Source organism: Streptococcus bovimastitidis, from assembly GCF_001885095.1.
In the GTDB taxonomy this organism is placed as follows: Bacteria; Bacillota; Bacilli; order Lactobacillales; family Streptococcaceae; genus Streptococcus; species Streptococcus bovimastitidis.
Genome location: NZ_LZDD01000002.1, coordinates 261,214 through 279,751, shown reverse-complemented (window position 1 = coordinate 279,751; position 18,538 = coordinate 261,214). Strand labels below are relative to the sequence as shown.

The window sequence follows — 18,538 nt, the reverse complement described above, 5'->3', positions numbered from 1 at the left end:
TATCCCCGCAAGGCTAAATAGGCTGTTCACACTACTAAAGAGGAGAAGAGCCGTTCAGCTAATGTACATTAAGTTTAAAAGAGTTGGATTTTTCCAATTCTTTTTTCTCATTATTTTTAGGAAATAATGAGAAAATCAAAACTTAAATTCAAGTATTGATGGAACTCAATCTTTTTCTGCGTATAAATTTTCCTAAATTATGAAAAATATAACATATTATAAGCTCTAATCTTAACTAATAAACATCCATAAAAAATTGTGTTTTTATTCAAATAATCTTTTCCATTTCCTAATGACAAGTTACAAAAGCTAAATGACAAATAGCTTATAATTATGGTAAACTAGCTATAATTAGAAAGGGGAAGTCACTGATGAGATATTATTTTGATCCCAAAAAAATAAAATTAGGGATGCGAACCTTTAAGACAGGATTCTGTGTTTTCTTGGTTATCTTATTCTTTCATCTTTTTGGGCTCGAAGGATTACAAATTGGTGCTCTGACTGCGGTTTTTAGTCTTCGCGAAAGTATGGATGAAACGGTCTCGTTTGGAACATCTCGAATTATCGGTAATAGTATTGGTGGCCTTTGTGCCATGCTCTATTATGTTTTGCAAATTTTCTTTAACCATCAGTTTTGGGTGACATTAGTTTTCGTACCTATTGTAACCATGCTTACGATTATCATTAACGTAGCGATAAATAATAAAGCTGGTATAATAGGAGCTGTTGCAGCATTACTGGTTATTACTTTGTCTATTCCGACAGGTGATACTTTTGTTTATGTTTTAGCTAGAGTTTTTGAAACTTTTTGTGGTGTTTTTGTGGCTATTTTAGTCAATACCGATCTCGAAAATATTCGAAAGAAGTGGCAAGAAAGAAAAAAATAGAACCGATGTGAGAAAATGTCACATCGGTTCTTGACATTTTAATATCATAGGTTATAATAAAGGATGTGAAAGGGGGATTCATGAAAGAAAAAGAATTAAGACGCTCGATGGCTGTCTTTCCAATTGGTACAGTAATGAAGTTAACAGATTTATCTGCTAGACAAATTCGTTATTATGAAGATCAAGAGCTGATTAAACCTGAACGGACTGAAGGAAATCGTCGAATGTTTTCATTGAATGATATGGACCGGTTATTAGAAATTAAGGATTTTATTGATGATGGTCTCAATATCGCTGCCATAAAACGTGAGTATATTCAAAGGGAAATAAAATTTAATCAGGCTGATAAAGCATTAACTGATGCTGACGTAAGGCGCATTCTACGTGATGAACTCTTAAATCAAGGTGGTTTCAGAGCACCAGCACAATCAATGGGTAACTTTCGTATTTAACTACGAACTAGATTTTTGGAAATAGTAAGGAGAATTATTTCTATGGCAATCACAGCAGCTGACATTCGTCGCGAAGTTAAGGAAAAAAATGTCACGTTTTTACGTTTAATGTTTACTGACATTATGGGAATTATGAAAAACGTTGAAATTCCAGCAACCGACGAACAGTTGGAGAAGGTCTTATCAAATAAAGCAATGTTTGACGGTTCATCTATCGAAGGATTTGTCCGTATTAATGAATCAGATATGTATTTATACCCAGATTTGGATACATGGATTGTTTTCCCTTGGGGTGATGAAAATGGTGCCGTCGCAGGCTTGATTTGTGACATTTATACTGCCGAAGGTGAGCCTTTCCCTGGCGATCCCCGCGGTAATCTAAAACGTGCCCTAAGACACATGGAAGAAGTTGGCTATAAATCGTTTAACCTGGGACCAGAACCAGAATTTTTCCTTTTCAAAATGGATGAAAAAGGAAATCCAACTCTCGAAGTTAACGACAATGGTGGTTACTTTGATTTAGCTCCTACTGACTTAGCTGACAATACACGTCGTGAAATCGTTAATGTTTTGACAAAAATGGGCTTTGAAGTAGAAGCAAGTCACCATGAAGTGGCTGTTGGTCAACATGAAATTGACTTCAAGTACGATGATGCCTTAAAAGCTTGTGATAATATTCAAATCTTTAAACTTGTTGTTAAAACAATTGCTCGTGAGCATGGCTTATATGCTACCTTTATGGCAAAACCTAAATTTGGAATTGCTGGTTCTGGTATGCACTGCAATATGTCATTATTTGATAAAAATGGTAAAAATGCTTTCTTTGATGAAAATGATAGCCGCGGTATGCAATTATCAGAAGATGCTTACTTCTTCTTAGGTGGTCTGATGAAACATGCATACAGCTACACAGCAATCATGAATCCAACTGTTAACTCATATAAACGATTAGTTCCAGGCTATGAGGCTCCTGTTTATGTAGCATGGGCAGGTCGTAACCGTTCTCCATTGATTCGCGTACCTGCTTCTCGTGGCAATGGTACTCGTTTAGAATTGCGTTCTGTAGATCCAACTGCCAACCCATATTTAGCAATGGCTGTGCTTTTAGAAGCAGGAATTGACGGAATCATCAATAAAATTGAAGCTCCACGCCCAGTTGAAGCTAACATCTATACAATGACTATGGAAGAACGTCAATCAGCTGGTATTATTGATCTTCCATCGACTTTACACAATGCCCTTAAAGCACTTCAAACAGATGAAGTGGTGATTGAAGCTCTAGGTGAGCATATCTATACAAACTTTATTGAAGCAAAACGTATCGAATGGGCTTCTTATGCAACCTTTGTTTCACAATGGGAAATCGATAATTATTTACATAGTTACTAATGCTAAAATCACTAAGTTTTCTTAGTGATTTTTATTATATTCATCTGACTGATTTTTTATTAACACGATAGTGCATAATCCTTGGTATCAAAAGGTTTGAAAATTATAGTATTTTATAAAAATTTAATATCAAAATTTTCAGATAAATCTATTCCTTTTTTTCTGAATTGTGATATAATTTAATCTATCAACTTTTACACAAAAAAATGTTTGACTAGGAGGTCTTTACATGAAAGAGCAACAAAAAGCAAATTGGAAGCGTGTAGGTCTTGGAGCAGTTACTCTTGCTTCTGTAACCCTTTTAATGGCTTGTGGAAACAAATCAACAGCCCAATCAGGAAACAAAGATGAAATCAACTGGTATACACCAACCGAAATTATCTCATTGGATATTTCCAAAAATACGGACACCTATTCTGCTTTAGCAATTGGGAACTCTGAAAGTAACTTACTCCGTGTTGACGGAAAAGGTAAACTTCAACCTGAATTAGCTAAAAGTGTTGACGTTTCAGAAGACGGTTTGACTTACACAGCTACTCTTCGTGATGGCTTAAAATGGTCTGACGGTAGTGAATTGACTGCTAAAGATTTTGTTTATTCTTGGCAACGTATTGTTGATCCAGCTACTGCCTCTGAGTATGCTTATTTGACTTTTGATGCTCACTTAAAAAATGCTGAAGAAATCAACAGTGGTGCGAACAAAGATATCAACTCTTTAGGTGTTAAAGCTGAAGGTAACAAAGTTATCTTCACACTTTCTAAACCATCACCACAATTCATGAGCTTGTTGTCATTTGCAAACTTCATGCCACAAAAAGAAGAATTTGTGAAAAAAGCTGGTAAAGACTACGGTACTTCATCAGACAAACAAATTTATTCTGGACCATACACTGTTGAAAAATGGAATGGTACAAGTGGTACATTCAAACTTGTTAAAAACAAAAACTATTGGAATGCTAAAGAAGTTAAAACTAAAGCAATCAATGTTCAAACTGTTAAAAAACCAGATACTGCTGTTCAAATGTATAAACAAGGTAAACTTGATTTAGCTAATATTTCAGGAACTTCAGCAATCTACAATGCCAATAAGAAAAATAAAGATGTTGTAGATGTACCAGAAGCAACAACTGCATACATGGTTTATAACCAAACTGGTAAAGTGGAAACTCTTGCTAACACTAAAATTCGTCAGGCGCTTAACTTGGCAACAGACCGTAAAGGAATTGTAGCGGCAGCTGTTGATACTGGCTCAAAACCTGCGACAGCGATCGCCCCAACAGGCCTTGCAAAACTTAAAGATGGCTCAGATTTAACTAAATTTGTTGAACCTGGCTATAGATATGATGAAAAAGAAGCAGCTAAAGTCTTTAAAGAAGGTTTGAAAGAACTTGGTAAAGATTCAGTTAAAGTAACAGTTACTGCGGATGCTGATAGCCCAGTTGCTAAAGCGACAGTTGACTACATTAAAGAAACTTGGGAAAAAGCTCTTCCTGGTCTTACAGTTGAAGAAAAATTTGTAACCTTCAAACAACGTCTTGAAGATACTAAAAACCAAAACTTTGAAGTTGCTCTTGTTCTTTGGGGTGGTGACTATCCAGAAGGTTCTACTTTCTACGGCCTATTCACTTCAAATGCAGCCTACAACTATGGTAAATTCGCAAGTAAAGAATATGATGCAGCTTACAAAAAAGCTATCACTGATGATGCTCTAGATACTGATGCAGCAGCAAAAGATTATAAAGATGCTGAAAAAGTTCTTTATGACAATGCTTACTACAACCCAGTATACTTCAGAACTACACAAGCTTTACAAAATCCAAGCATCAAAGGTCTTGTTCGTAATTCAACTGGTTTAAACGTTGACTTTACACATGCTTATAAAAAATAAGAGACCTTAATCGTAACGAAATAGTGCAAGAATTGGTGACCCCAGTTCTTGCTTTTGTTAGAGGGAAATCATGACTAGATATTTATTAAAACGTGTTGCTATACTATTAGTAACTTTATGGGTAGTTGTAACTCTATCGTTCTTCTTAATGCAAATTATGCCAGGAACACCTTACAACAGTCCCAAATTAACAGCAGAAATGATTGCTATGATGAATAAGCAATATGGCTTAGATAAACCATTGTGGCAACAGTATTTGAAGTACTTATTTGATGTATTGCATGGGGACTTTGGTACAAGTTATCAATCTATCAACCAATCTGTAACCAAATTGATTACACAAAGACTTGGCGTTTCTGTCCATTTAGGTATTCAAGCTCTTGTTGTCGGTATTTCTGGTGGTTTGTTAGTCGGTGCTATTTCAGCACGTAATAAAAACAATAAAATTGATGGCTTCTTAAGTGTTATTTCAACGTTAGGAATTTCTGTACCAGCCTTCATCATTGGCTTATTACTATTAGACTACTTTGGGTTCAAATGGGGTCTATTACCACTTTCTGGATGGGGTTCTTTTGCACAAACCATTTTGCCAACATTTGGTTTAGCCATTCCTGTATTTGCGCAAGTTACCCGTTTCTTCCGTAGTGAAATGATTGAAACTTTAAATACTGACTATATCCAGTTGGCTCGTGCTAAAGGTTTGACTAATCGTCAAGTAACCAATAAACATGCTTATCGTAACTCAATGATTCCAGTTTTGACATTAGTTGGTCCAATGGCTGCTAATATATTAACAGGGTCTGCCTTGATTGAACAGATTTTCTCAATACCTGGTATCGGGCAACAATTTGTCTCTTCAATCCCAACTAAAGATTACCCAGTTATTATGGGAACAACGATTGTTTATGCCTTGATGCTAATGGTGGCAATCTTAATTACTGACGTTATTATCAGTATTGCAGATCCACGTGTACGTCTAGGATAGGAGAGTAAGATGCTAGAAGATACAAAATCATTTAAACTTGTTGGTGTTGGCTCTGCTGACTCACAAGAAAAAATAGAAAAGCCAGCCTTATCTTTCCTTGAAGATGCTTGGCGACGCCTTAAGAAAAACAAATTAGCTGTAGTTTCTATGGTCTTTTTGGCGACCCTATTAGTTTTTGCTGTTGGTTCAACTTTTGTTGTTAGTAAAAATGATGCTAATAGTTTTGACAGTAAAGAAGTTTCGATTTATCGTAACTTACCACCAAAAATTAGCTCAAGTTTACCTTTCTGGAATGGTAGTATTACCTATGCTGGAAATACTGAACCTAACGATGCTTATGCTGATCAAGGGGTTCCAGAAGATAAAAAGTTCTTATTGGGAACAGATAATTTAGGCCGTAGTATTGGAAAACGGATTACAGTTGGTATTCGTATTTCACTATTAATCGCCATTGTTGCAACCATTATTGACTTAATTATTGGGGTTACATATGGTTTAGTATCAGGATTTACTGGTGGTAAAGTTGATACGGTTATGCAGCGGATTATCGAAGTTATTTCATCAATTCCTAACTTGGTTATTGTAACTATGCTTGGTTTACTCTTAGGGAATGGTGTCCTTTCAATCATTATTTCGATTGCAATTGTTGGCTGGACCTCGATGGCTCGTCAAGTACGTAATTTAACCTTGTCTTATCGTGAGCGGGACTTTGTCCTAGCATCACGGGCATTAGGGGAAAGTAACTTTAAAATTGCCTTTAAGCATGTACTACCAAATATCTCAGGAATTATTATCGTACAAATTATGATGACAGTTCCAAGTGCAATCATGTATGAATCAGTTCTTTCGGCTATTAACCTTGGGGTTAAACCACCGACAGCATCGCTTGGTTCATTGATTACGGATGCGCAAGAAAACTTGCAATATTTCCCATATCAAGTCTTGCTTCCTGCCCTTGCGCTCGTTCTTATTTCACTTGCCTTTATCTTATTAGGTGATGGTTTACGTGATGCATTTGATCCAAAATCAAGTAACGACTAGGAGGAAAAAACATGTCAAATGAAACTATCTTAAATGTTAAAAACCTCCACGTTGATTTTAAAACATATGCTGGAGATGTAAAAGCCATTCGTGATATTAATTTCGAATTATACAAAGGTGAAACACTTGCCATCGTAGGTGAGTCTGGTTCTGGTAAATCTGTAACAACTCGTACCTTAATGGGATTGAATGCCAAAAATGCAAGCATTACTGGTGATATTGATTTCAAAGGTAAAAAACTAAATGAACTCAAAGAGGAAGAATGGGTAAAAGTTCGTGGTAAGGAAATTGCTATGATCTTCCAAGATCCCATGACCAGTTTAGATCCTACCATGAAAATTGGAAAGCAAATTGCGGAAGCTATTTTAATCCATGAGTCTGTTTCCAAACAGGAAGCCTTAGACCGTGCTTTGAAATTGATGAACCAGGTTGGTATTCCAAATGCTGAAGAGCATATCAATGATTACCCTCACCAATGGTCTGGTGGTATGCGCCAACGTGCAGTTATTGCGATTGCCCTTGCCGCTAATCCAGAAATCTTAATTGCTGATGAACCAACAACTGCCCTCGATGTAACTATTCAAAATCAAATTTTGAAATTAATGAAGGGCTTGCAATCACAAATTTCATCTTCTATTATCTTTATCACCCACGATTTAGGTGTTGTTGCTGGTATGGCTGATCGTGTAGCGGTTATGTATGCTGGTAAGATTGTTGAATATGGAACAGTTGATGAAGTTTTCTATAATCCACAACACCCATACACTTGGGGACTTCTAAAATCAATGCCAACAACTGATACAAAAGCAGGTAGTCTTGAGTCAATTCCTGGAACACCTCCAGATTTATTGAACCCTCCAAAAGGGGATGCCTTTGCTGCTCGTAATGAGTTTGCTTTGGATATTGACCATGAAGAAGAACCACCAATGTTTAAAATTTCAGACACTCACTACGCAGCGACTTGGTTGTTAGATAAGCGTGCACCTAAGGTGACACCTCCTGTACAAATTCAAAAACGTTGGGAAAAATGGGCTGAAAAGAATGGAGGTCAAGCTTAATGACTGAAGAACGTAAAAAATTAGTTGAGCTTAAAAATGTGTCATTGATCTTCAATAAAGGCAAGAAAAATGAAGTTAGAGCCATCAACAATGTTAGCTTTGATATCTATGAGGGCGAAGTTTTCGGACTAGTAGGAGAATCAGGTTCAGGTAAAACAACAGTTGGACGTGCTATCCTTAAGCTTTATGAAATCAACGAAGGTGACATTATCTTTAATGATAAATCTGTCTCAAATCTGACTGGTAATGACCTTCGTGAGTTCCGCAAAGATGCCCAAATGATTTTCCAGGATCCACAAGCTAGCCTCAATGGTCGGATGAAAATCCGTGACATCGTTGCCGAAGGTTTGGATATCCATGGATTGACAAATACTAAGAAAGAGCGCGAAGAGCGTGTTCAAGAGCTTCTTGAACGCGTTGGTCTTAACCGTGACCATGTGACCCGTTACCCACATGAGTTCTCAGGTGGACAACGTCAACGTATCGGTATCGCCCGTGCTCTTGCTGTGAAACCAAAATTCATCATTGCTGATGAGCCAATCTCTGCCTTGGACGTGTCAATTCAGGCCCAAGTTGTCAACCTAATGCAGAAGTTGCAGGCAGAACGTGGCTTGACATATCTCTTTATTGCCCATGATTTGTCTATGGTAAAATACATATCAGATCGAATTGGTGTTATGCACTGGGGTAAAATGTTAGAAATTGGGACATCAGACGATGTCTACAATAATCCAATCCACCCTTATACACGAAGCCTGCTATCAGCCATTCCAGAACCGGATCCAGATATCGAACGCCAACGTGTTGCTGAAATCTATGACCCAAGTATGGAAATGGATGGACAAGAACGTCAGATGCATGAAATCACACCTGGTCACTTTGTCTTAGCAACAGAAGCTGAAGCAGAAGCTTATAAAGCTAAATACAGTATCTAGTCAAAAAGCAACCAGAAGGTTGCTTTTTTCTTTGCATAGAGCTTTATCTTGAGTATTTTAAAAATGTCATTTACTGACATCTTATATGTAATCAGAACGATTTCTTCCCTGGTTCATGTTTTTGATTTGGAAGTATCTTTCAAGAGGACAAAGTAAAACCCCAATCAGGAGATTGGGGTTGATTTTAGTTTTCTTTATCAGGCGTTAAAATCATTGGAATAATGATAGGTTCCCGTTCAGTCTTTTCATATAGGAATGGACGAAGGGCATTCACAATAGCTCCATTAACAGATTGAATACTTGCTTCCTTGTTTTTCAAGGCAATGCGGATAGCATTGAATAAAACACGTTGGCTTTCACGAATCAAGTCACCAGATTCACGCATGTAGATAAAACCGCGACTTAGGATATCTGGACCAGCCAGAATCATTTGCGTGTCAAAATCAACAGTAGCCACGGCAAGGACAACCCCGTCCTCTGAAAGATCACGACGATCGCGAAGAACAGCCGTACCAATGTCACCAATCCCGTTACCATCCACATAGATGTCTTGGGCATTAAAGTGTCCAGCACGACGAGCAGAGTCACTAGTCAAAGCAAGCACGTCACCATTTTCCAAGATGAAGATGTTTTCTTCTGGAATACCAGTATCTTCAGCTAAGCCTGCGTGGACTTTCTGCATCCGGTATTCACCATGGACAGGCATGAAGAATTTTGGTTTCATCAAGCGCAACATCAATTTTTGTTCCTGTTGGCCACCGTGACCTGAGGTATGGATGTTGTTAACTTTACCATGGATAACTTCAACACCAGCTTCTTGGATGGTATTAATTAATTTATTAACACTAGTTGTGTTACCAGGAATTGGACTTGAAGAGAAGATAACCGTATCACCAGGTTGCAAGGTCACCTGACGATGCGTACCGTTGGCAATTCTGGCAAGAGCAGCCATGGACTCCCCTTGACTACCAGTACACATAATCAATACTTCATTAGCATGGTAATTTTTGATTTCATTAGGCTCAATAAAAGTCCCTTTAGGCACCTTAATATAACCAAGTTCAATCCCGTTGACAATGGCTTTTTCCATAGAACGACCGAAGACACAAATTTTACGACCGGTCTTAACCGCAGCTTCAGCAGCTTGTTGTAAACGGTAAATATTTGAGGCAAAAGAGGCGAAAATAATCCGACCATGAATGCCTTCAATAATTTTTAAGATAGATTGACCAACCACTTTTTCCGAGTTGGTAAAAGTAGGCACTTCCGCATTGGTTGAATCAGATAGTAAGCAAAGAACACCTTCTTCACCAAGGGCAGCCATGCGATGGATATCAGCAGGGTCACCGACTGGGGTAAAGTCGAACTTAAAGTCACCGGTACAAACAATTTTACCTTGAGGAGTATGAATGACAATTCCTAAAGGTTCTGGAATAGAGTGAGTCGTTCTAAAGAAAGTCACACTCAAATTCTTGAAAGTCAATTCTGTATTGTGGTTGATTTCATACATGGTTGAATCACGAAGCAAACCATGTTCTTCTAATTTACCACGAATCAAGGCAAGCGCTAAAGGACCAGCATAAATTGGAATATTAGCTTGTTTTAACAGGAAGGGAATCCCACCAATATGGTCTTCGTGTCCATGGGTGATTACTAAGGCTTTAACACGATCAATATTATCAACAATATAAGAATAATCAGGGATCACATAGTCAATCCCTAAAAGATCATCTTCAGGGAATTTTATCCCAGCATCAACGATAATAATCTCATCTTGATATTCGATGCCGTATGTGTTTTTGCCGATTTCTCCTAGACCACCAATGGCGAAGACGCCAACTTCATTAGGTTTTAAATCGATAGTTGACATATTATAACTCCGTTACTTGGAAAACACCGGTTTCTTTTTCATATTCCAAGTGTTTATCTGAAAGAAGCTCAATAAATTCAACGTTGTAGCTTGTTTTTTCTTCAACTAATTTACGGACTTTGATACGGCCTTCCAACTCATCTTTAGCTTCAATATCAATATATAAAGCCTTAGTATTTTCTCGGCGTGGGTTGCGGTCTTTTGATTCTTGGTAGAATACTTTGTAGATCATTTCTATTTTTCCTTTCTGGGTACATCAATGATTGAAACTATAATAAAACAAGTCAAATAACCCAATCGTCTAGTGACCGTTTGCTATAAGTAAGAGTGTAGTAGTTTTAATCCTGATTCTGTGCAATTAATAGAATTATACCATATTTGAGCCTGATAGTAAAAGCATTGAATGCAAGAATCTTGAGCCCACAAGCGATCAGGCGAACACCCCTTTGTTCAGAAAGGGCAATTTGTGATATAATTGGACAATAGAAATCCACAGAAAAGAAGGGTAAAATGAAGACATTAGCATTTGACACCTCAAATAAGAGCATGTCCTTGGCCATCTTAGAGGACCAAACCTTATTAGCCGACCTGACCATCAACATCAAAAAAAATCACAGCATTAGCCTCATGCCCGCCATCGACTTCTTGATGACTTCCTTGGATTTAAAGCCTAGTGATTTGGGTCGAATCGCAGTCGCAGAAGGACCAGGTTCATATACAGGCTTACGCGTCGCCGTTGCAACTGCTAAAACCCTAGCTTACTCCCTAAAAATTGACTTAATCGGCATTTCAAGCCTCTATGCATTAGCAGCAGGAATCAAGGAACCAGATACCTTAGTTATCCCCTTAATTGATGCTAGACGGCAAAATGTTTATGCAGGATTCTATGTAAATCAAGAATCTGTTGGCCCAGACCAACACATAGCCTTATCCGATTTACTTGAGCAAGTTAAAAAGCAGGACAAAGTCATCTTCACAGGAGAAGCATCAGTCTTCACCGACTTGATCAAGACGGAAATGCCAGAAGCACAAATCCTACCAAGTCTCCCATCAGCCTATGAACTGGGCCTAAAAGCTCAAACCATGCCAGCAGTCAATGTCGACGCCTTTGTGCCAGAGTATCTGAAAAAAGTTGAAGCCGAAGAGAATTGGTTGAAAACGCACCAAGCTGGCAATGATGAAAACTATATTAAGCGTGTTTAAAGATGAATGCAAAAGACGATAAAATCACAGCTGTTTATGACATCCTAGGCCAGGTTTACCAAGAATCGCCCTGGACCAAAGAGCAAGTAGCAAGTGATATGGCCTCACCAGAGGTGGACTATTTTTATGTCTATGATGATCAGAAAATTGTCGGCTTCCTGTCCTTACAGAATTTACTAGGCGAATCTGAAATCACCAATATTGCTGTTTTACCGCAATACCAAGGAAAAGGCTTAGGGGCACAGCTCCTAGAGCGAGTCGTGGATGATAACATCCCCATCTTTCTAGAAGTCCGAGAATCCAATCTAGCCGCGCAAGCCCTTTACAAAAAAGCTGACTTTACAGTCGTCGGTAAACGCAAGGACTATTACAAAAACCCTGTCGAAGGGGCACTATTGATGAAACGAGAAGGAAGAAATGACAGATAGATATCTCATGGCGGTCGAAAGTTCCTGTGACGAAACCAGTGTCGCCATCCTCAAAAATGACAAAGAACTCTTAAGCAACATCATTGCTAGCCAAGTGGAGAGCCACAAACGCTTCGGAGGGGTGGTTCCAGAAGTAGCCAGTCGCCATCACGTGGAAGTGATCACCAGCTGTTTCGAAGACGCCCTCCAAGAAGCAGGCATTACAGCAGAAGAATTGGACGGCGTTGCCGTTACATATGGACCAGGATTAGTCGGTGCCTTGTTGGTGGGAATCGCTGCCGCAAAGGCCTTTGCCTGGGCACATCAAATCCCACTGATTCCAGTCAACCATATGGCCGGCCACCTCATGGCTGCGCGTGAAGAGAAAGAACTAGAATATCCGCTGATGGCACTCTTAGTTTCTGGAGGACACACAGAGTTAGTTTACGTCTCAGAACCGGGAAGCTACCACATTGTTGGCGAAACGCGGGACGACGCAGTAGGCGAAGCCTATGACAAAGTTGGCCGAGTAATGGGCTTAACCTACCCAGCCGGACGTGAAATTGACCAATTAGCTCACAAAGGGCAGGATACCTACAACTTCCCAAGAGCTATGATCAAAGAAGATCATCTAGAATTTTCTTTCTCAGGGCTCAAGTCAGCCTTTATCAACCTGCACCACAACGCAGAACAAAAAGGAGAGGAACTCGTTCTAGAAGATCTTTGTGCCTCATTCCAGGCAGCGGTCCTTGATATCCTGATGGTAAAAACGCAAAAAGCCTTAGCAAAATACTCAGTCAAAATGCTAGTTGTAGCAGGGGGTGTTGCTGCCAATCAAGGCTTGCGTGAACGTTTAGCTCAAGACATCACCGATGTCCCAGTAGTCATACCACCACTCCGCCTTTGTGGAGACAATGCTGGTATGATTGCCTTAGCAGCAGCCGTAGAATATGACTTGGGTCATTTTGGTCAAATGGACCTCAATGCCAAACCAAGCCTAGCTTTTAGTTATCTTGATTAAAGATAACTAAATGAACTCCTAGACCTTCTGGTCATGGAGTTTTTTGTATGATTGTGTGAAAGTGATTCAATTTTTATCTAGTATCTCAGAAAATTTAAATATGGCAGTCACGTTTGCACAACTCTAAATATACCCTCTAAGAATCAGAAAATGGCAAAATCTATAATCTCTGTATCCAAGGAAAACCATTCTTAACTGTATAGAAAGATTTGCCGAAAGCATATTTTGTACAAACAAAAAAACTCGGTATCTTGGCATACCGAGTTTACTGTGATAAATAATTGGCTTCTATGATTACTAATAGTTAAACACCCACCTGCAAAATAAGTGTTTGAAAGTGTGACAAGCTTACCAGCTAGCTTTAGTGACGCCAGGAAGTTGGCCTTTGTGAGCTAGGTCGCGGAAGTTGATACGGCTAACGCCAAACTTACGCATGTAAGCATGGGGACGGCCATCAATTAAATCGCGGTTTTTCAAACGATTAGGGTTTGAATCACGAGGCAATTTGCGAAGTGCTTCATAATCCCCAGCGGCTTTAAGCTCGCGACGAAGGTCAGCGTACTGTTCAATCAGTTGGAGCTGCTTTTGGTATTTAGCAATTTTTGATTTTTTTGCCATTGCTTTCTCCTTCATTCTATTAATAATCTTTGGGTTTATCAGGCCTGTTTCTTAACTGGTAATTAACTGGTTAAGAAAACATAAAACTATTATACACTAAGTCGGGAAGATAGGCAACCAGTTAAGTAAAAAAGACAGGATAAATTTCCTGTCTTCCGCTTAAATCATTTGATTATGAAAAATCACATTTTAAAAAATGTCACATCTTAATAATGGGGACTACCAGCCACCCAACCAGAACAGAGGGCAGAAGTGATGTTGAACCCACCAGTGTGGGCGTTGATGTCCAAAACTTCCCCAGCGAAATGGAGACCTGGAACCTTTTTGCTCTCCAAAGTTTTAGGATTGATCTCTTTCAAATCGACCCCGCCCTTGGTCACAAAGGATTTAGCTAGGGACATTTTACCCGTAATTGCTATGGGGAATCGCTTAAGCTTTCCGACCAATTCTTCTTTTTGAACTGGCGATAGCTGTTTAACTTTTTCGGAATAGCTTGCGCTAAAGAAATTAGCCACCCTTTCCGGAACCAAGGACTTAAGTGCATTCTTGACAGCTTTTTCGCGATTTTCTTCCAAGAAATTGTTGAGAAGATCTTCAGACATTTGAGGCAAGAAGTCCAGCTCAGCTATTTCACCACCCTTAACAAAAGACGAAAGACGAAGAGCAGCAGGACCTGACAAGCCAAAGTGAGTAAAGAGCAGGTCGTGGGTGATGACATGTTTACCATAAGATAGGGTTACATCATCCAGGGAGATGCCTTGCAGTTCTTTATGTGGGAAGTCGGTTAAGAGCGGGCTTTCAGCAGATTCGAGGTCAGTCACTTCAATCTTGAAATGACGGGCGATATCGTGGCCGAAACCAGTAGAACCAGTTGAAGGATAGGATTTGCCACCAGTCGTCACGATTAGTTTTTGACAAGTGAATTCTTGGTCTTTCGATTTGAGCAAGAAATTGTCGCCTTCCTTTTTGACAGAGACAATTTCGGTAGCTGTTAAAACTTGGCCACCCAGTTCCTTGATTTTTTTATCCAGGGCTTCAATAATGGTTTTGGACTTATCAGTTGTTGGGAACATGCGACCATGGTCTTCTTCCTTGAGTTTAACCCCATTTTCTTGAAAGAAATTGATGATGTCGTGGTTATCAAACTGGGAAAAGACACTGTACAAGAAGCGACCGTTACCAGGAATACCTTCCAAGAGTTCATCCAATGTTCCGTTATTGGTCACATTACAGCGTCCCCCACCTGTACCGGCAAGTTTTTTGCCCAAGCGACGGTTTTTTTCGATTAACAAGGTTTTGTAGCCGTAATAGCTAGAGGAGATGGCTGCCATCATACCGGCAGGACCACCACCAATTATTATCGTATCATAAGTATTCATAAGCCTATCTTATCATAATGCTTGCTTTTTTTATAGCAGATAAGCCAGGGCAATTTAGGAGGTATTCATTAGACAAGAAATCTTTCCCACGTTATAATAAAAGTAGTAAGAGATGATATTTCTTACATCAATCTTATCAATAATAGAAATGGAGGCTTTTTCCTTGAAACCGACTGAAAACTGAAAGGAAGGTGATCCAATATCTATGTCTCGAGCCGTACATTAGAACGGCTTATTTTGTTTTTAATGGCTCCTTAACCTAGCTGAAATTGACAGAATACTAGTATTATGTTACTATGCTTATTAGAATATTCAGTAATGTAAAGAGGATCATATGACAATAGAAAAGACAGTTAGTGAACTAGCTGAAATTTTGGGAGTCAGTCGTCAGGCCGTCAATAATCGTGTCAAAGCACTTCCCGAAGAAGATCTTGATAAAAATGACAAGGGTGTCACTGTGGTTAAACGTAGTGGCCTTATTAAGTTGGAAGAAATTTATAAAAAAACGATTTTTGACGATGAACCGATTAGTGAAGAAACCAAACAACGAGAATTATTAGAAATTTTAGTTGATGAGAAAAACACTGAAATTACCCGACTTTATAATCAATTAATGGCTAAAGATGAGCAGTTGGCAGCCAAAGATGAGCAAATGCGGGTTAAAGATGTTCAAATTGCTGAAAAAGATAAACAATTAGACCAACAACAACAATTAACTGCCAAAGCAATGGCTGATAAAGAAACCTTGAAGTTGGAATTAGAAGAAGCAAAAGCAGAAGCTGATCAAGCCAAAAATCAAGTAGAAGAAGTAAAAGGCACAGCAGGTAAAAGAGGCTTCTTTAGCCGATTATTTGGAAAATAAGACAAAGAAAGGCCCTCAAGGATCTTTTTATCTAGGAGACTTATGGAAAATCTGACACAATATATTGCCTTTGATTTAGAATTTAATACAGTTGATGAGGTCAGTCACCTGATTCAATTGTCAGCTGTCAAAATGGACCAGCATGAAGAAGTTGACAGATTTGATACTTATGTTTACACGGATGTTCCCCTCCAAAGCTTTATCAATGGACTAACCGGAATAACTGCCGATAAAATTGCTAGGGCACCTAAGGTTGACACGGTTCTAGCGGACTTTAAAGAGTTTGTCGGTGATTACCCTCTGATAGGCTACAATTCCCAAAAGTCCGACCTGCCAATCCTAGCGGAAAACGGCCTCGATTTAAATGGGCAATACCAAGTGGACCTCTACGACCAGGCCTTCGAGCGACGCAGCACTGACCTCAACGGCATCAGCAACCTCAAGTTGACCAATGTTGCCAGCTTTTTAGGCATCAAGGGCAAGGGGCACAACAGCCTAGAGGACGCCCGCATGACGGCGCGTGTTTACGAAACCTTCCTGGAACTGGACGACAATAAACAATACCTGAATCAGCAAGAAGAAGTGGCCAGCAACAACCCCTTCGCCGGCCTGGGTGGCTTCTTTGATTAAAAAACCAGCCAAACTAACCTAAGGTTGAGACGATACCAGCCCCAAACCAAACCCAAGCAAAGTTGCACTTGAAAACAAGCCCAAAAGAAAGGAGCAAAGACCAAGGTCTCTGCTCCTTTTAATATGTTCAGAAAGTTAGAATGGCATTTTGCCAGCAAAAGCACCAAGCGTCTTCTTAGTTGCTTCATCAATCTGAGTCATAGCATCATTAATCGCTTGCGCCGTCATATCAGACAAAGTCTCAAGATCCTCAGGATCCACAACAGCTTCCTTAAAATCAATGGAAACCAATTTCTTATCACCCGTAAAAGTAGCCGTCACAAGTTCCTGAGCAGACTTTCCAACGAAAGACATAGCCGCTAAATCAGCCTGCTTTTGTTCCATCTGTTTCTGAAGCTTTTGTGCCTGTTTCATCATATTTTGCATATTCATCATAAGATTTCTGAGATTCCTTTCGTATCAAGGGTTTAGACCCTGTTATTAATTTATAATTGCCTTACACTGCCTTATTGTTAAAAATTATCAAAAGCAGATGCAATCTCTTTTTGTTGTGTGGGAAATAAATGTGAGTATACATTTATAGTTGTATTAATTGATGAGTGTCCAAGTCTTTTCATCAAAGTAAAGAATATATAATCTTTTCCTTCAACATTTCGAAGCCCTTGTGAGATTAAGAATGCAGCATGAGAATGTCGAAAATCGTGATTTCGAATTAACACTATATTTGGAGATAATCTTTTTTTCAAAATTATTCTAAAGTTAGAAATATTTGGAGTTGTTAAAACTTCCGGTGTACTTTGAAAAATTTGTAAACTCTCTAAATCATTAGTGAAATCCTTAAGTATTACTTTCTGTTTATATTTCCATTCTTTTAATTCTGTAACGAAAGCATCATGAATATAAATTCTTCTATTAGACTGGGTTGTTTTAACAGTTCCAATATGGAGTTTATTATTTCTATAATATGCCGAATATTGAATATCAATATACTTTTCGACAAGGTTTACATTATTCCATGTTAAGGCTAAAGCTTCACCCATTCGGACACCAGTATACATCAGAAGTCTATATAATAATTGGAATGAATATTCATCTTCTTTAAAGACACTATCAAATTGTTTGAATTGTTCAGGAGTATAATAGTTCATTTCTTTATGTTTTTCAGGTAATCTACGTATTCCAGAACAAGGATTATCTTGCCTTAATTGGTTATTTACAGCAACTTCAAATAATTTATGTACAAAAATCATTTGTTGATTAACATGAGAATTTGATAAATTACCCCCTTTAATGCTAGGTTGTGATTTTAACCAATCTCTATAATCTTTTATATCATAAATAGTCACTTTACTCATATCGGCTTTAGAAAAATAAGTAGACACATATTGTCTAAAATATGACTCTTGCGTATCAATAGTTCCTCGTTTATTACCTCGGAGTTTATCCTCAATCCTTACTAAACCATAAAGGTATTCAACTGAGATTCTATCTTTATATGATACTTGGTGGAGTTTATTTAAACGATAGTCTGCTTCATACTGTTCAGCTTCTCTTCTTGACTTGAAATCTGTTTTCCTGTGACGTCTCTGTTCACCTGTAATAGGATTATAACCGTCACTAATATCCACCTTCCATTTTTTATTTTTTTGTCTAGTTACTGTCATTTTTGCTCCTCTTTGCTAGAGACAGTATCTTTCTGTACGTTATTTATTATATCATTTTCATCTAATAACTCAATTCCGAGAAGCTCTTCAACAGTCTTTAATGGAACTTTTCCAACTCGTTTATTAGAGTACCAACTAAAACCTTGGGAAACAAGATTAATTTTAGCATTTCGAATGAGCTTTTTAGTTTGACTCTCAGAGAGACCAGTTAAGACCATTAAATCATTTTTATTTACAAGTTTTATCATT

At 38.5% G+C, this 18,538-nt stretch carries 20 protein-coding genes; 13 read left to right on the top strand and 7 right to left on the bottom strand.

Annotated elements, in window-relative coordinates:
- The first annotated feature begins 371 nt into the window (after positions 1-371).
- The 8 genes from A9Q68_RS07115 (at position 372) to A9Q68_RS07080 (ending at position 8,635) form a co-directional block, all read left to right on the top strand.
- Positions 372-887, top strand: a complete 516-nt coding sequence (locus tag A9Q68_RS07115; protein ID WP_071793995.1) for an FUSC family protein — start codon at positions 372-374, stop codon at positions 885-887.
- A gap of 80 nt (positions 888-967) precedes the next feature.
- A complete protein-coding gene (locus A9Q68_RS07110) occupies positions 968-1,339 on the top strand; it encodes a MerR family transcriptional regulator (protein ID WP_071793994.1) in 372 nt (123 codons plus the stop codon).
- Between the two features lie 42 nt (positions 1,340-1,381).
- The gene (glnA, locus tag A9Q68_RS07105; RefSeq protein WP_071793993.1) at positions 1,382-2,728 is read left to right on the top strand and encodes a type I glutamate--ammonia ligase; all 1,347 of its coding nucleotides are present in this window, start codon (positions 1,382-1,384) and stop codon (positions 2,726-2,728) included.
- Between the two features lie 229 nt (positions 2,729-2,957).
- Positions 2,958-4,616 carry a peptide ABC transporter substrate-binding protein gene (locus tag A9Q68_RS07100; protein ID WP_071793992.1) on the top strand — a complete coding sequence of 553 codons (1,659 nt, stop codon included), beginning with the start codon at positions 2,958-2,960 and terminating at the stop codon, positions 4,614-4,616.
- Positions 4,617-4,686: 70 nt separating this feature from the next.
- Complete coding sequence (locus A9Q68_RS07095; RefSeq protein ID WP_071793991.1) at positions 4,687-5,601, top strand: ABC transporter permease; 915 nt, start codon at positions 4,687-4,689, stop codon at positions 5,599-5,601.
- Between the two features lie 9 nt (positions 5,602-5,610).
- A complete protein-coding gene (locus A9Q68_RS07090; RefSeq protein ID WP_071793990.1) occupies positions 5,611-6,642 on the top strand; it encodes an ABC transporter permease in 1,032 nt (343 codons plus the stop codon).
- A gap of 11 nt (positions 6,643-6,653) precedes the next feature.
- Positions 6,654-7,700 (top strand): ABC transporter ATP-binding protein, encoded by a 1,047-nt coding sequence (locus A9Q68_RS07085; protein WP_071793989.1) that lies wholly within the window; start codon positions 6,654-6,656, stop codon positions 7,698-7,700.
- Complete coding sequence (locus A9Q68_RS07080) at positions 7,700-8,635, top strand: ABC transporter ATP-binding protein (RefSeq protein WP_071793988.1); 936 nt, start codon at positions 7,700-7,702, stop codon at positions 8,633-8,635. Before A9Q68_RS07085 ends, A9Q68_RS07080 begins: the two co-directional genes overlap by 1 nt.
- A 184-nt stretch (positions 8,636-8,819) precedes the next feature.
- Here the strand turns inward: A9Q68_RS07080 and rnjA are convergent, their stop codons facing one another.
- Positions 8,820-10,505, bottom strand: a complete 1,686-nt coding sequence (rnjA, locus tag A9Q68_RS07075; RefSeq protein ID WP_071793987.1) for a ribonuclease J1 — start codon at positions 10,503-10,505, stop codon at positions 8,820-8,822.
- A 1-nt stretch (position 10,506) separates the two neighbouring features.
- Positions 10,507-10,737, bottom strand: a complete 231-nt coding sequence (locus A9Q68_RS07070) for a DNA-directed RNA polymerase subunit epsilon (protein ID WP_071793986.1) — start codon at positions 10,735-10,737, stop codon at positions 10,507-10,509.
- Positions 10,738-11,015: 278 nt separating this feature from the next.
- Here A9Q68_RS07070 and tsaB point away from each other — a divergent pair, with 278 nt between their 5' ends.
- From tsaB to tsaD, 3 genes are read left to right on the top strand one after another with little or no spacing between them, the layout of a single operon-like run.
- Complete coding sequence (gene tsaB / locus A9Q68_RS07065; protein ID WP_071793985.1) at positions 11,016-11,708, top strand: tRNA (adenosine(37)-N6)-threonylcarbamoyltransferase complex dimerization subunit type 1 TsaB; 693 nt, start codon at positions 11,016-11,018, stop codon at positions 11,706-11,708.
- A 2-nt stretch (positions 11,709-11,710) separates the two neighbouring features.
- Positions 11,711-12,136: a ribosomal protein S18-alanine N-acetyltransferase gene (rimI, locus tag A9Q68_RS07060; protein ID WP_071793984.1), complete on the top strand. Its 426-nt coding sequence runs from the start codon at positions 11,711-11,713 to the stop codon at positions 12,134-12,136.
- On the top strand, positions 12,126-13,136 hold the full coding sequence (gene tsaD / locus A9Q68_RS07055) for a tRNA (adenosine(37)-N6)-threonylcarbamoyltransferase complex transferase subunit TsaD (RefSeq protein WP_071793983.1): 1,011 nt from the start codon (positions 12,126-12,128) through the stop codon (positions 13,134-13,136). The genes rimI and tsaD overlap by 11 nt, the downstream gene beginning before the upstream one ends.
- Before the next feature lie 348 nt (positions 13,137-13,484).
- On the opposite strand, the gene rpsN is transcribed toward tsaD, so the two are convergent.
- Together rpsN and aao are read right to left on the bottom strand one after the other, a co-directional pair.
- Positions 13,485-13,754 carry a 30S ribosomal protein S14 gene (rpsN, locus tag A9Q68_RS07050; RefSeq protein WP_071793982.1) on the bottom strand — a complete coding sequence of 90 codons (270 nt, stop codon included), beginning with the start codon at positions 13,752-13,754 and terminating at the stop codon, positions 13,485-13,487.
- A 206-nt stretch (positions 13,755-13,960) separates the two neighbouring features.
- On the bottom strand, positions 13,961-15,133 hold the full coding sequence (gene aao, locus A9Q68_RS07045) for an aminoacetone oxidase (protein WP_071793981.1): 1,173 nt from the start codon (positions 15,131-15,133) through the stop codon (positions 13,961-13,963).
- Between the two features lie 334 nt (positions 15,134-15,467).
- Between aao and A9Q68_RS07040 the strand changes: the two genes are divergently transcribed.
- Both A9Q68_RS07040 and A9Q68_RS07035 read left to right on the top strand, forming a co-directional pair.
- The gene (locus tag A9Q68_RS07040; RefSeq protein ID WP_071793980.1) at positions 15,468-15,995 is read left to right on the top strand and encodes a DUF536 domain-containing protein; all 528 of its coding nucleotides are present in this window, start codon (positions 15,468-15,470) and stop codon (positions 15,993-15,995) included.
- Between the two features lie 42 nt (positions 15,996-16,037).
- Positions 16,038-16,625 carry a 3'-5' exonuclease gene (locus tag A9Q68_RS07035; RefSeq protein WP_071793979.1) on the top strand — a complete coding sequence of 196 codons (588 nt, stop codon included), beginning with the start codon at positions 16,038-16,040 and terminating at the stop codon, positions 16,623-16,625.
- 135 nt (positions 16,626-16,760) lie between these two features.
- Here the strand turns inward: A9Q68_RS07035 and A9Q68_RS07030 are convergent, their stop codons facing one another.
- The 3 genes from A9Q68_RS07030 to A9Q68_RS07020 form a co-directional block, all read right to left on the bottom strand.
- On the bottom strand, positions 16,761-17,060 hold the full coding sequence (locus A9Q68_RS07030; protein ID WP_071793978.1) for a YbaB/EbfC family nucleoid-associated protein: 300 nt from the start codon (positions 17,058-17,060) through the stop codon (positions 16,761-16,763).
- A gap of 77 nt (positions 17,061-17,137) precedes the next feature.
- Positions 17,138-18,289 carry a site-specific integrase gene (locus A9Q68_RS07025; RefSeq protein WP_071793977.1) on the bottom strand — a complete coding sequence of 384 codons (1,152 nt, stop codon included), beginning with the start codon at positions 18,287-18,289 and terminating at the stop codon, positions 17,138-17,140.
- Positions 18,286-18,537: a DUF3173 family protein gene (locus tag A9Q68_RS07020; protein ID WP_071793976.1), complete on the bottom strand. Its 252-nt coding sequence runs from the start codon at positions 18,535-18,537 to the stop codon at positions 18,286-18,288. Before A9Q68_RS07020 ends, A9Q68_RS07025 begins: the two co-directional genes overlap by 4 nt.
- Between the last annotated feature and the right edge of the window lies 1 nt (position 18,538).